The organism is Campylobacter concisus (genome assembly GCF_902460575.1).
Taxonomy (GTDB): Bacteria; Campylobacterota; Campylobacteria; order Campylobacterales; family Campylobacteraceae; genus Campylobacter_A; species Campylobacter_A concisus_AW.
This window is the reverse complement of sequence record NZ_CABPUY010000002.1, coordinates 380,971-393,838: the sequence shown is the minus strand read 5'-3', so window position 1 is coordinate 393,838 and position 12,868 is coordinate 380,971. Positions and strand designations below refer to the sequence as shown.

12 protein-coding genes are annotated in these 12,868 nt (G+C 40.1%); all 12 read right to left on the bottom strand.

The window, feature by feature from the left end; all coding sequences use genetic code 11:
* Positions 1-222 precede the first annotated feature (222 nt).
* Positions 223-1,245, bottom strand: coding sequence for an NADH:flavin oxidoreductase/NADH oxidase (locus tag F3G76_RS05875; protein ID WP_103644147.1), 1,023 nt, complete (start codon positions 1,243-1,245; stop codon positions 223-225).
* 325 nt (positions 1,246-1,570) lie between these two features.
* A complete protein-coding gene (locus F3G76_RS05870; RefSeq protein ID WP_149706187.1) occupies positions 1,571-3,085 on the bottom strand; it encodes a 2-isopropylmalate synthase in 1,515 nt (504 codons plus the stop codon).
* Positions 3,086-3,225: 140 nt separating this feature from the next.
* Complete coding sequence (pssA, locus tag F3G76_RS05865) at positions 3,226-3,957, bottom strand: CDP-diacylglycerol--serine O-phosphatidyltransferase (protein WP_021086093.1); 732 nt, start codon at positions 3,955-3,957, stop codon at positions 3,226-3,228.
* Position 3,958: 1 nt separating this feature from the next.
* A complete protein-coding gene (locus F3G76_RS05860) occupies positions 3,959-4,576 on the bottom strand; it encodes a phosphatidylserine decarboxylase (protein ID WP_149706186.1) in 618 nt (205 codons plus the stop codon).
* Between the two features lie 2 nt (positions 4,577-4,578).
* A complete protein-coding gene (ftsH, locus tag F3G76_RS05855; protein ID WP_103573197.1) occupies positions 4,579-6,504 on the bottom strand; it encodes an ATP-dependent zinc metalloprotease FtsH in 1,926 nt (641 codons plus the stop codon).
* Positions 6,497-7,330, bottom strand: coding sequence for a 50S ribosomal protein L11 methyltransferase (locus F3G76_RS05850; RefSeq protein WP_149706185.1), 834 nt, complete (start codon positions 7,328-7,330; stop codon positions 6,497-6,499). The genes ftsH and F3G76_RS05850 overlap by 8 nt, the downstream gene beginning before the upstream one ends.
* Entirely contained in the window at positions 7,330-7,695 is a 366-nt protein-coding gene (locus F3G76_RS05845; protein ID WP_002939933.1) for a chemotaxis response regulator CheY, read from the bottom strand. The genes F3G76_RS05850 and F3G76_RS05845 overlap by 1 nt, the downstream gene beginning before the upstream one ends.
* Positions 7,696-7,758: 63 nt before the next feature.
* Complete coding sequence (gene hisA, locus F3G76_RS05840; protein WP_149706184.1) at positions 7,759-8,469, bottom strand: 1-(5-phosphoribosyl)-5-[(5-phosphoribosylamino)methylideneamino]imidazole-4-carboxamide isomerase; 711 nt, start codon at positions 8,467-8,469, stop codon at positions 7,759-7,761.
* Positions 8,469-9,080, bottom strand: a complete 612-nt coding sequence (hisH, locus tag F3G76_RS05835; RefSeq protein ID WP_149706183.1) for an imidazole glycerol phosphate synthase subunit HisH — start codon at positions 9,078-9,080, stop codon at positions 8,469-8,471. The genes hisA and hisH overlap by 1 nt, the downstream gene beginning before the upstream one ends.
* Positions 9,077-9,973, bottom strand: coding sequence for a PDC sensor domain-containing protein (locus F3G76_RS05830; protein WP_009294679.1), 897 nt, complete (start codon positions 9,971-9,973; stop codon positions 9,077-9,079). The genes hisH and F3G76_RS05830 overlap by 4 nt, the downstream gene beginning before the upstream one ends.
* Positions 9,974-9,975: 2 nt before the next feature.
* Positions 9,976-11,757 carry a UDP-N-acetylglucosamine 4,6-dehydratase (configuration-retaining) gene (pglF, locus tag F3G76_RS05825; protein ID WP_103601582.1) on the bottom strand — a complete coding sequence of 594 codons (1,782 nt, stop codon included), beginning with the start codon at positions 11,755-11,757 and terminating at the stop codon, positions 9,976-9,978.
* Entirely contained in the window at positions 11,758-12,849 is a 1,092-nt protein-coding gene (gene pglE, locus F3G76_RS05820; protein WP_149706182.1) for a UDP-N-acetylbacillosamine transaminase, read from the bottom strand.
* Between the last annotated feature and the right edge of the window lie 19 nt (positions 12,850-12,868).

Genomic DNA, 12,868 nt, shown 5'->3' with positions numbered 1-12,868 from the left:
TAGTTTGATTATTAAAATTACTATTTTAGTTTATAGTCTAATTTTGAAATTGAATATTATAATTTTAAATATAAATTTCAGGTAAAAATTTAAAATAAGTGCGATTTTATAGCTATAAAAATATAAATTTGTATTTGTTGTGTAGAAAAAATAGCAAGTAAATTTTAGTGATTTTATTTAAGAAAAATGAAATTTGGCAAGGCTCTCACCTTGCCGTAAATTTTAGTATGCCCTTTTATAGGCGTTTTCTATTTTGTCATTTTCGCCAAATTCTTTCATGGCGCCAAAAGCAAAATATGGGTTGCGTAGTAGCTCCCTGCCAAGCGCCACGCCGTCGCAAACATCGCCAAGCAGCAATGCCTCGCACTCGCTAGCCTTTGTGATAAGACCGACTGCAAAGACTGGGATTTTGACTGCATTTTTCACAGCTTTTGCGTAGCCAGCCTGATAAAGAGGCGTAAATTTAGGCGCATTATCAACCTTTGCATAGACTCCGCCAGCTGAAACATGGATAAAGTCAGCACCATTTTTCTCTAGCTCACGCGCTAGTTTTACGCTCTCCTCTACCTCCCAGTCGCCCTTAAGCCAGCTACTTGCACTTATCCTCACACCAACTGTGATATTAGCGCCAGCTTTGATCTCTCTTAAAATTTCAAGCAGCAGCCTTATGCGGTTTTCAAATGTGCCGCCGTATTCGTCACTTCGCTTGTTCGTGCCAGCGCATAAAAATTGATTTATCAAATATCCATGCGCCGCGTGTATCTCCACAGCCTCGTATCCTGCGCTCTTTGCCCTAATGGCAGCATCCACAAAGCTTTGCTTAACGCTTGCGATATCTCCAGTGCTCATCTCTTTTGGCGTGGCGTATTCATCGCTAAATTTGATAGCACTTGGTGCGATGACGCCCTCACAAGTGCCCTTTCTACCAGCGTGAGCAAGCTGGATGGCCATTTTGGCGCTATATTTACTGCAGCCTTTTACCAGCTCCGCGTGAGCCTCGATCTGCTCGTCACTCCAAAGCCCAAGGTCTTTTTTGGTGATCCTGCCGCGCGCCTCCACAGCCGTCGCCTCAACGATGATCATGCCAACACCGCCGATCGCCCTTGTAGCGTAGTGGAGCTTGTGAAAGCACCTTGGACGGCCATCCTCTTTTTTGACCTCATACATGCACATCGGAGCCATGATAATGCGGTTTTTGATCTCGATGTCACCTATCTTAAGCGGCGTAAAAAGCTTACTTTGCATGAAATTTCCTTTAAATTTTTTAGTTATTTTAGGATATTTGTTTAAATTCTTGGATATGTAGAAATTTACTTCTTGCGACTACAAAAGTGTTTAGTAAATTTTAAATTTAAAAACCTGCTCAAACGAGCAAGCAAAGTTTTAAATTTACGAATTTCATGAACGAGTAATTTCGGCTCTAAAATTTGAGCTAAGCTACAAGCGAAGCCAAATTTTAGTAGTCAATTCTTGCGAGTGAATGGAATTTTAAAATTTGAAAAACGCAGTAAATTTAAAGAGTAGCTAAATTTAAATTAGCCAGCTGCAAATTTAGCAGCCAGCTAAAATTTTAGTTTTTATGGATGCGAAGGTAGCTATTTAGTGCGCCGACATAGGCCTTAGCGCTTGCCATCATCGTATCGATATCAAGTCCGTGACCCATTACGGCTGTCTTGCCCTCAAACTCAACCTTTACATCGACCTTTGCAAGAGCGTCTTTGCCCTGAGAAACAGCTGTGACCTTGTAGTCTTTGAGCGTGCCGTTAATGCCGCTGATGCGATCAACTACCTTAAATATCGCATCTGCTGTGCCATTGCCAAGGGCTGAGTCGCTAACGATCTCGTCGTTGTGCCTGATGCTCATAGAGGCACTTGCTAAGCTGCCGCCGCTACTTTGAAGCAAGCCTGTGATCTCGTAAGCTTGCGGGATCTTGGTGATCTCCTCTGCAACAAGCGCTCTGATATCATCGTCAAATATCTCTTTTTTCTTATCTGCCAAGTCTTTAAATTTCTCAAACGCCTTATTAAGCGCATCGCTATCAAGGTCAAATCCAAGGCTAGCAAGCTTATCTTTAAACGCATGGCGGCCGCTGTGTTTGCCAAGAACGAGTGAGTTTTTCTCTAAGCCGATGCTCTCAGCACTGATGATCTCATAAGTCTCTTTGTGCTTTAGTACGCCGTCTTGATGGATGCCACTCTCGTGCGCAAAGGCGTTTTTGCCAACGATTGCTTTGTTTGGCTGTGGCTCGATGCCTGTGATGCTAGCGATCAGTCTTGAAGTTGGATAAATTTCTTTTGAGATGATGCCTGTGTAAAGTGGAGCAAAGACGTCCTGACGAGTTTTTATAGCCATCACGATCTCTTCAAGTGCAGCGTTTCCAGCGCGCTCGCCGATGCCATTTATCGTACCTTCAACCTGCCTTGCACCAGCTTTTATAGCAGCTAGTGAATTTGCTGTTGCCATGCCAAGATCGTTGTGGTTATGCACTGAAACTACCGCTCTACCACCTATAAATTTTACTATTTCGCTAATGCGAGCTGTGATCTCCTCTGGATACAAGTAGCCAACCGTATCTGGGATGTTTATGGTTTTTGCTCCTGCGTTTATCGCTGCGTCACAAATTTCTTTTAAAAAGCTCATCTCACTTCTGCATGCATCCTCGCAGCTAAACTCTACGTCATCGCAAAATGTTTTTGAATATTGCACTGCCTCAACTGCACGCCTGATCACCTCGTCTGGGCTCATTTTTAGCTTGTACTGCATGTGGATCGGGCTTGTTGCTATGAAAGTGTGAATTCTTTTGTTTTTTGCTGGAGCTAATGCTTCGCCAGCTGCCTTGATGTCACGCTCAACAGCACGTGCAAGCGAGCAGACAGTGATGTTTGAAGCTTGCTTTGCGATCTGATTTACCGCGTCAAAGTCCCCTGGGCTAGCCGCTGCAAATCCAGCCTCCATCACATCCACACCAAGCCTTTCAAGCTGAAGTGCGATCTGTAGCTTTTCAGCTGTGTTCATAGAAGCTCCTGGGCTTTGCTCGCCATCTCTTAAAGTCGTATCAAAGATTATAATTTTATTTTTATCCATTTTTTGTCCTTTTATGATTTTTTGTATTTAAATTTAATGAGTTAAGTAAAGAAGAATTTGCTACCTAAGTAGCAGCAGTAGAGAGTTTTTGATTTCGATTTTTGGTAAAAATTTACGCGATTTTATTATGCCATTTTCGCTCATTCGCTCTCCTTTTTTTTGTGATTTTTGCTAAACATTATAGCCGCCCTAATAATACCATAAAGCACGTAAACACTCATTACTAAAGTTGCGCTCTCGAATGGATATAGATAAAGCATAGAAAAAACAACTACAAGTGCTACTAAAATCCGTATAACATGAGTTTGTTTTAAATTCATCTTTTTAAAGCTTGGGTAGCGGATGTTGCTAACCATCAAGATAGCTAAAACTGCTTCAAGCAATATCAAGCACCACTCAAAACCCTCTAAGAACGTGTAGTCTACATAAATGCCGATCCAAAGCACACTGACAATCGCTGCTGATGGTATAGGAAGTCCGATGAAAACATTTGGCTCGTATGTGCCGGTAGTGACATTAAAACGAGCAAGTCTAATAGCTCCAAAGACTACAAACATAGCTGCTATTAGCGCACCAAATCTGCCAAATTTTGCACCAACTGTTAGATAAAATAAAATCGCTGGAGCCACACCAAATGCTACAAGGTCTGCAAGGCTATCAAACTCCACACCAAATTTACTTGTAGTCTTTGTAAGTCTTGCCACGCGTCCATCAAGTCCGTCTAAAATCAGTGAAAGAATGATGTAAATAATAGCTTTAAAATAGTTCCCCTGAATAGATGAAATAATGCTTATGACGCCCAAAAAAGCGCTTGCTGCGGTAAATAAATTTGGCAATATATACATTAACTGCATTTTTTGTATGCTATTCATTTTATTTTTCCTCTTCAAAGTATCCAAGAAGTGAAGCAGCTTTAACGCTCTCGCCAACACTTACGCAAATTTTAGTATCTCTTGGCAAGTATAAAATCACTTCGCCGCTTCCTAAAAAGCCAAATTTTCTAGAGGCTTTTAGACTGGTAATGTTATAAATTTCTAAACTTCTACTAAAAACTCCAGCTATGATCTTCATAGCAAATTTAATATTTCCTTTTTCAAAACGAATTATCGCTCTTTCATTTAGCATCTCTGAAATTTTCATAGCCTGGCATAAAAAGAGCCCATGCCTTTTTTTAACTTCAGTGACGCTAGCATCGCTTATAGCTCTTAGCGTGCCTACACCAAGAAATGGCTTTGAGATAACTATCTTAGCTACCTCTTTATCATCAAAATTTGAAACGCTGATCTCTTTTATCTTACCATCTATAGGCGAAAGTAAGGCTAGTTTATCATCAGTAAAAGGCTCTCTTTCAGGGTCTCTAAAAAAATATAGAGTTAAAAGAAGCAGCGCTAGAAAAAATAGTGGCGCAATACCAAACAATGCAGATATAGCAAATAAAATCAAAAAGAATAATATAAATTTATACCCTGCTTTTGCGATGTAGCCACTCATTTTTATTCCTCTTTTTTGCCTTTTTCCTCTTCTTCAAGCTCTACAAGCCTGCTTTCAAGACCATTTTCTTCTTCGTAGTTTTTGATGATCTCTCTAACTCTTTTTCCCTCGATAGTCTCTTCTTCATAAAGTGCCGAAACCATGTTTTCAATGGCACCTTTATAAATTTCAAGAAGACCAAGCACAGCTGTATATCTCTCATGAAGAAGTGCTTTTACAAACTCATCAACCTTTTCAGCCATCTTGTCGCTATAGTCTTTTATGCTTTGTCCGCCGTTTAAAAATGTCGCGCGTTGCTTTTCAAGCACCATAAGACCAGCAACATCACTCATACCATACATGCTAACCATAGCTTTTATGATATCAGTTGCACGCTCTAGATCGTTGCTAGCTCCAGTTGATATCTCTTTTATAAATACCTCTTCAGCAGCCCTACCAGCCAAAAGTACATCCACTTCTGCAAGTAGTTCATGCTTTTGCATCATAAATTTATTCTCTTCAGGCGTATTTAGCGTATAGCCAAGCGCTGCAAGACCGCGTGGTACGACTGAGACCTTTGTTACTCTTTTTGCACCTTTTGTTAGCTCAGCTACCAAGGCATGGCCGCTTTCATGGTAAGTGACTATCTTTTTCTCTTTTGGATTTACGCGGCGTGATTTTTTCTCTAAACCAGCTATCGATCTCTCGACAGCCTCCACTAGATCAGCCTGCTCTACAAAAGTCTTTGACTTACGTCCTGCAAGAAGTGCCGCCTCATTTATGATATTTTCAAGATCAGCACCAGCTAAACCAGTAGTAAGCCTTGCAATATCCTCGATATTTACATCTTTGCCGATTTTAACATCTTTCATATGGACTTTTAAGATGTCACAACGTCCTTTAAAATCAGGCTTATCAACAAGCACTTGCCTGTCAAATCTACCCGGTCTTAAAAGTGCAGCATCTAAAACTTCGGGTCTATTTGTAGCTGCTATGACGATGACTGGCGACTTGTCCGCATCAAAGCCGTCCATCTCAGAAAGAAGCTGATTTAGCGTTTGCTCTCTCTCGTCATTGCCACCCATCGGACCAGAATTTCTGCTCTTACCGATCGCATCGATCTCATCTATAAATACAATCGCTGGAGCCTCTTTTTTTGCATTTTCAAAAAGGTCTCTAACCCTACTTGCACCAACGCCAACAAACATTTCGATAAAGCTTGATGCTGACATAGAGAAAAATGGCACGCTAGCCTCGCCTGCAACAGCTCTTGCAAGAAGCGTTTTACCAGTACCTGGAGGGCCAACAAGCAAAATACCTTTTGGAATTTTAGCTCCAAGTCTTAGGTATTTATCTGGGCTCTTTAGATAATCAACTATCTCTTGAACCTCTTCTTTTGCCTCTTCAACGCCTGCAACATCGTCAAATTTAACTTTTGGTTTTTCAGAATTTATAAGCTTTTTCGCACTTCCTATGCCAAGTATGCCACCGCCGATATTCTTTTGCATACGACTAGCGATAAACATCCAAATAGCAAAAAATATAAACACCGGTATGATCCATGAAAATATAAGATCTCCAAACCAGTTATTTTCGCTATAAACGCTGTAAGTTATACCGTTTTGCTCAAGTATGCCAATGAGCGTTGGATCATTTATGCGCTTTGCGAGGTAGATGGTTTTGTCATTACCAACGCCTTTTATCGTGGTTTCAGATATCGCAACCTCATTTAGTTGCTTATTTTTTAGCATATCTTTAAATTCGGAGTAGGCCACCATCTTGCTTTGAGCGTTGCTGCCAAGCCCAAAAGTACCGCCTAGTCCGTCGCCACCAAAGCTTCTAAAAGCTAGAACTATAACTATCGCAAAAATAGCAAAGATAAAAATGGGATTTTTGTTAAAAAATCCGTTATTATCGCCATTATTTTGGTTATTATTTTGATTATTCATCTATTTCCTTATAAACAAAGCTAACCCAATCATTAGCCTGTTTTATCTCAACTAGCTCCAAATCCTTAAACGTATCTTTAATTCTATCTTCGTATTTGTTCAAAATTCCTGACAATACTAAATAGCCGCCTTTTTTAAGCGATTTTTTCAAGTCATTTGAGAGCATAAAAATGACATCAGCAATGATATTTGCTACGACGATGTCATATTTTTGCTCTAAATTTGCAATAGAACCTGTCCAAATTTTATTAAATTTAACCTCATTTAGCTGGGCATTGCTAAGCGAGCTTTGCGTGGCCTGCTCGTCTGTATCGCAGGCATCGACCTTGCAGCCAAGCTTTGCTAATGCAATACTTAATATCCCACTTCCGCATCCCACATCTAAAGTGCTATCACCACTTTTTGCATATTTTTGTAAAAGTTGCAAGCAAGAATTTGTGCTTTCATGGTGCCCTGAGCCAAAAGCTAGAGCTGGGTCGATTATGATATTTGTTACACCTCTAAGTGGCTCTTCCCAGCTAGGTCTAATATAAATTTTATCAACCAAAATAGGCTTAACTGCCTTTTTATATTCGCCTAGCCAGTCTTTATTTTCTTTTAAATTAAGAGAAATTTTTAAATCATTTGAAATTTTACGAACACTAGAGAGCCCTTTTGTATACTCTTCGACACCCCAAGCTATATCTTTTAGATCATACTCTTCCCTGATGATGATCTCATGATCTAGCTCTTCTACACAGGTGACCCCAAAAGAAAAAACTAACTCTAAAATTTCATCATAAAAATTTGATGTTTTGATGCTTAATTCGTAAAATTTATCTTTCATTAACCAAGAACGTCTTCAAGCTTCTCTTTTAAAACTTGTGGCGTAAAAGGTTTAACGATGTAGTTATTAACACCTGCTTTTAAAGCTGTTATAACCTCGGCTTTTCCGCCCTCTGTTGTTACCATTATGATAGGCATATCAACATATTTTTGCTCAGCTCTTACCTTTTTAACAAGCTCAAGACCGTTCATCTCAGGCATGTTCCAGTCAGTAATAAGAACCTCAATACCCTCGTTTTGTGTCAAGATATTCCAAGCTTCAAGCCCGTGCTCAGCCTCGAGAATTTCTTGATGTCCTAACCTTTGCAAAGTATTTTTTATGATCCTTCTCATTGTTGAGCTGTCATCTACAACCAAAATCTTCACATAATATCCTTTTAGTAAAAATTGCCCTATTCTAGCTAATTAAAATTTATAAAAGCTTTAACGCTAGCCAACTTGTTTGAAAGCATCTTTTAAATCAAGTCGTCCCTCATAGTAAGCTTTACCAACGATCACGCCAGAGATCTCATTTGTCTCTTTAAGCGCCAAAATGTCGTTTATATCGCTCACACCGCCACTTGCTATGGTCTCAAGTTTGCTGCTTCTAGCTATTTGCAAGCTAAAATCAACATTAACTCCGCCAAGCATTCCATCTTTGTTAATATCGGTGCAAATCACAGCTTCTACACCCACATCTGCAAATTTTTTTGCAAGATCGACCGCTTTTATATTTGAAACTTCACCCCAGCCTTGCACTGCCACATAGCCATCTTTTGCGTCTATGCCAACTACGACCCTGTAAATTCCAGCCATTTTTGCTGTAAATTCTGGATCACGAAGGGCAACCGAGCCAAGGATCACTCTGCTAACTCCAAGGTCCAAATAGCGCTTTATACGCTCTTCATCCCTTATGCCGCCACCAACTTGCACATTTAAATTTGTAGCTTTCACTATCTTTTCGATAGTCTTAAAATTTATAGCTTCTCCTGCAAATGCTCCGTCAAGATCAACTACATGCAGCCATTTTGCGCCGTAACCTTCAAACCTCTTAGCAAGCTCACTTGGCTCACTGCTATAAATTTTAGCGCTTTGCATGAGCCCTTTACTAAGCCTAACTGCTTGCCCCTCTTTTAGATCTATCGCTGGGAAAATTTCCATCACAACCTCGCAAAATTTTCTAAAATTTTAAGCCCAACCTCATGGCTTTTTTCTGGATGAGGCTGAAAACCAAAGACGTTTTCATGCTGCACAGCACTTGTAAACTCATAGCCATAAGTTGTCTTTGCAAGTGCAAATTTATCATCGCAGATTACATGGTAGCTATGCACAAAGTATAAATACTCAAGCTCTTTTAGCCCTAAATTTAAAGGGCCATTTTGTTTAAAGCTAAGCGTATTCCAGCCAACGTGTGGGATCTTTAGTGGCTTATCAAATTTAGCTTCATCAAATTTAACGACCTCTCCTGGCAAAAGAGAAAGCCCCTCATGCTCGCCAAATTCAAAGCTTTTTTCAAACAAAAGCTGCATGCCAAGGCAAATTCCTATAAAGGCTTTTCCGCTTTTTACAGCCTCTTTTATCGCCTCATCCATGCCGTTCATCTTTAGCTTTTTCATCGCCTCACCAAAAGCTCCAACGCCTGGTAAAACGATATGAGAGTACTCTTTTAAACTCTCGGGCTCACTTACTAAAACGCACTCATGTCCAAGAAATTTAAAAGCATTTATCACGCTTTTGATGTTGCCAGCACCGTAGTCAATAATAGCAATCATCTGTTCTCTTGTCTTTTTACACTAAAGAGATAAAAGCTAAGTGCCGCCATCAGCATCGCCACGCCGCCTATTAGATAGATAGCGTTTATGATATTTTCAGGTGCTGTGATAGCAAATTTAAACACAAGCATAAGCGCCTCAATGGCAAGTGCGATGATGATAGAGCCGATAAATCTAACCATCGTCTTATAAATAACGCTATTTTCTTCGTGATTTTTGCCCAAAACCTCTTCTTCAAATATCGTCTTAACAAGGTCAAAAATGGCAAGAGCTAGCGTTAAAATAATGGTTGATTCAAAAATTTCTTCGACATTTATATGCTCGATACTCTTTGAGATAAAGCTCTTTACGCCGTGCCAAAATAAAAATGCGCAGATCATAAAAAGCGATGCACAAAAGAGTGCATAAACTGTCTTTAAAAATCTACCAAAATGCTCCTCGACAAAGCCGCTATCGACCATATTTAGGATATTTTCTAGGCTTATGTCAATGCAGGCGATAAATTTAAGCTCATTTTTTTCATTATAGATAGGCACGCTTGCTGTGACGCATAAACCTCCATTTAGACTTGATGGATATGGATCGCTTAAAACGCACCTTTTCTCGCGCACAGCGGTGTAGTAGTATGCCTTGTTTGCGCGGTTTTCGCCTTTTGGAATTTTATACTTTTCATTTAGGCTGATCGAGTCTTCGATCTGTATGCCATTTTCATCTAAAATGTATAGTGCGTCAAAATTTTCTATCTCGTGGCTGATCTTATCAAAACCAGCTTTTATGTTTTCTAAGCACACTCCAGGCAGTCTGTTTGGCAAATTTCTACTAAATAAATAGCAGATATACGCCCTTGCCTTATATCTCGTGTCACTAAATCTCTTAATATCTTTTATAACCAAAACTAGCCTTTTAAATTTAATGCATGATTAAACTCTGGTACGATCACCTTAAGAGCAGGCGCTACCTCGTCATCTTCAAGCTGTAAAAGCCCATTTATCTGTGAATTTAAAAGGGTTAGATCGTATGGCTGTGAGTGTGTCACGAAGATCGACTCATACTTAGTTTGAACGTCATCTTTGTTGATAAGTAGCTCTTCATAAAGCTTCTCGCCAGGTCTAAGCCCCACAAATTCGATACCCAGATGCTCTTTGTTTGAAAGCAGAAGCATCTTTTTAGCAAGATCGACGATCTTAACTGGCTCGCCCATGTCAAGCACGAAAAGCTCTCCGCCTTTTGCGATAGAGGCTGCTTGAAGGACTAGCTGACACGCTTCAGATGTAAGCATAAAGTATCTTGTGATCTCTGGGTGCGTGACGCTTAAAGGCTTGTTTGCAGCGATCTGCGCTTTAAATTTAGGTATGACTGAGCCACTTGAGCCAAGGACGTTACCAAAGCGCACACAAACTATCTCGCAGACACCTGCTTCGTTTGAATTTAGCGCATAAAGCTCGCAAACACGCTTGGTTGTGCCCATGATATTTGTTGGGCGCACAGCCTTGTCTGATGAGATCATGACAAATTTCTTAGCACCATATTTTTTAGAAAGATCGACTGCATTTTTTGTGCCAAGGATGTTGTTTTCAACTGCTGAGCGAGGGTTTAGCTCGCAAAGTGGCACGTGTTTGTAAGCTGCTGCGTGGATGACGATCTCTGGTCTAAATTCTTCAAAAACCTCTTCAAAGTCTTTTAAATTTGTGATATTTACGAGCTTGCTAACAGTTCTTTTATCTCTTGTATCTTCGCCTATTTTATAAAGGTTAAACTCGCTGTGTTCAACCATTATAAGCTCACTTACGCCATATTTCAAGCACTGCTTACAAATTTCGCTTCCTATACTGCCACCAGCTCCAGTGACAAGCACTCTTTTATCTTTTAAGAAATTTGAAATGGCTTCTGGATTAAGGTCTTTTGGCTTTCTAGCGAGCAAATCTTCGATCGAAATATCTTTGATCGGCTCATTTTCGATAAGTGAAAAGAGTTTCATATCTCTTATGCCATATCCAGTTAGCTCATCAACCAAAGCTTGAAGCTCGTCTTGATCGAGCGCAAGTGCGATGATAGCAGTCTTTGCGTCATAGTCTTTTATAAGGCTTGGTATATCTTTTTTATCTTGAACTAAAAATCCATCACAATATGTGCCAACAAGGTCGCTTCTGCCATCTACCACACCAACTGCATAGTAGTCAAGATAGCCCTGCTTTAAGCCACGTAAGACGTGAAGTGCCTTTGAGGTTGCGCCTATAACGATACAAGGCTCGCCTTTGTGAGGTCTGTTTGAAAAGTCAAGCACCATTCGTTTTGAAATTCTCAAAAGCCCGATAAGTAGGCATGAGATGAGAAGGTCGATAAAGATAACGCTTCTTGGGTAAGGATTTAAAAAATCTTGTATGATGAAAAACACGATCGTAAATAAGATCGCCGCGCAAACGTGAGCTAGGAAAATTTTACGTGCCTCGTTTAAGCCAAAAAATCTCCATGGCACCTTGTAAATTTTAAACATCCACATGAAAAAGAGCTTAAATACGATCAAAAATCCAGCCGTTACAAAAAGTCCTTGCACGTAGATATCTGGGATGTCGGCGTTAAATCTTAAAAGATATGCTGCATATATCGAAAAAACAAATATAAAAACATCACCAAGAAGGAAAAATACGAGCCTTTTTAACTTCGTTGCATGAAACATTTACGCATTTTCCTTGACTATTTTTATCACTCTTTCTTGTGTCTGCTCGCTCATATCGCTGCCACTTGGCAAGCAAATTCCTCTTGAAAATAGATCTTCGCTATATCCATCGACAAAGCTTAACGCACCTTTAAAGACAGGCTGCAAGTGCATAGGCTTCCAAAGTGGGCGGCTCTCGATATTTGCGTCAGCTAGTGCTTTTATAACTTTTAAATGTGCATCTTTTTTAGCAAAAACGCCGGTTGTGAGCCATCTGTTGCCACGAGAATTTGGCAGCTCTGGCATAAATTCTAAAATATCGCCAAGCTCTTTTTCATAAATTTCAAAGACTTTTCTCTTTTGCTCGACTCTCTTTTCTAAAACTTCCATCTGAGCCACGCCAATAGCGCCTAAAACGTTGCTTAAGCGGTAGTTGTAACCGTAGTCTTTGTGCTCGTAGTGAAGCAAAGGCTCTCTTGCTTGCGTGCTGTAAAATCTAGCTTTTTCTACAAATTCGCTATCTCCAACTAGCATGCCGCCACCTGAAGTGGTGATGATTTTGTTGCCATTAAAACTATATCCGCCCATCACGCCAAATGTGCCAAGTGCCTTGCCGCCGTAAAATCCACCAAGTGCTTCAGCTGCATCTTCAACCAAAGCGATGCCTTCATTTTGGCAAATTTCGCAAATTTCTTTCATCTTTGAAGCTTGTCCGTAAAGATGAGTGACGACTAGCGCTTTTGGCTTTTTAGGTAAATTTGATATCGCTTTTTTAAGTAGCTCTGGGCTTAAATTCCAGCTCTCGTCGCTATCTATAAAGACTGGAGTTGCCTTTTCATAAAGTATCGGCGAGACTGAAGCCATGAAAGTAAAGCTAGAAGCTAGCACAAAATCGCCCTCTTTTACACCAAGGACGCGAAGTGCTAGGTGAAGTGCCGCAGTTCCAGCGCATAGTGCAAGTGCATCTTTGGCGCCAGTGTAAGCTTTTATGCTATCTTCAAATTTATTGACATATTCGCCAAGTGGCGCTATGTAGTTGCTTTCAAAAACTTTTTTTATATATTCTTGCTCTTTTCCACTCATATTTGGTGGAGATAAAAAAACCCTATCCATTTTCATACCTTTCGTGATT

Coding starts and splice junctions, on each gene's coding strand:
- pssA (WP_021086093.1), bottom strand. CDS start 3,957: ATGAATAGCATACAAAAAATGCAGTTAATGTATATATTGCCAAATTTA.
- hisH (WP_149706183.1), bottom strand. CDS start 9,080: ATGATTGCTATTATTGACTACGGTGCTGGCAACATCAAAAGCGTGATA.
- ftsH (WP_103573197.1), bottom strand. CDS start 6,504: ATGAATAATCAAAATAATAACCAAAATAATGGCGATAATAACGGATTT.
- F3G76_RS05860 (WP_149706186.1), bottom strand. CDS start 4,576: ATGAGTGGCTACATCGCAAAAGCAGGGTATAAATTTATATTATTCTTT.
- F3G76_RS05875 (WP_103644147.1), bottom strand. CDS start 1,245: ATGCAAAGTAAGCTTTTTACGCCGCTTAAGATAGGTGACATCGAGATC.
- hisA (WP_149706184.1), bottom strand. CDS start 8,469: ATGGAAATTTTCCCAGCGATAGATCTAAAAGAGGGGCAAGCAGTTAGG.
- F3G76_RS05850 (WP_149706185.1), bottom strand. CDS start 7,330: ATGAAAGATAAATTTTACGAATTAAGCATCAAAACATCAAATTTTTAT.
- pglF (WP_103601582.1), bottom strand. CDS start 11,757: ATGTTTCATGCAACGAAGTTAAAAAGGCTCGTATTTTTCCTTCTTGGT.
- F3G76_RS05870 (WP_149706187.1), bottom strand. CDS start 3,085: ATGGATAAAAATAAAATTATAATCTTTGATACGACTTTAAGAGATGGC.
- pglE (WP_149706182.1), bottom strand. CDS start 12,849: ATGGATAGGGTTTTTTTATCTCCACCAAATATGAGTGGAAAAGAGCAA.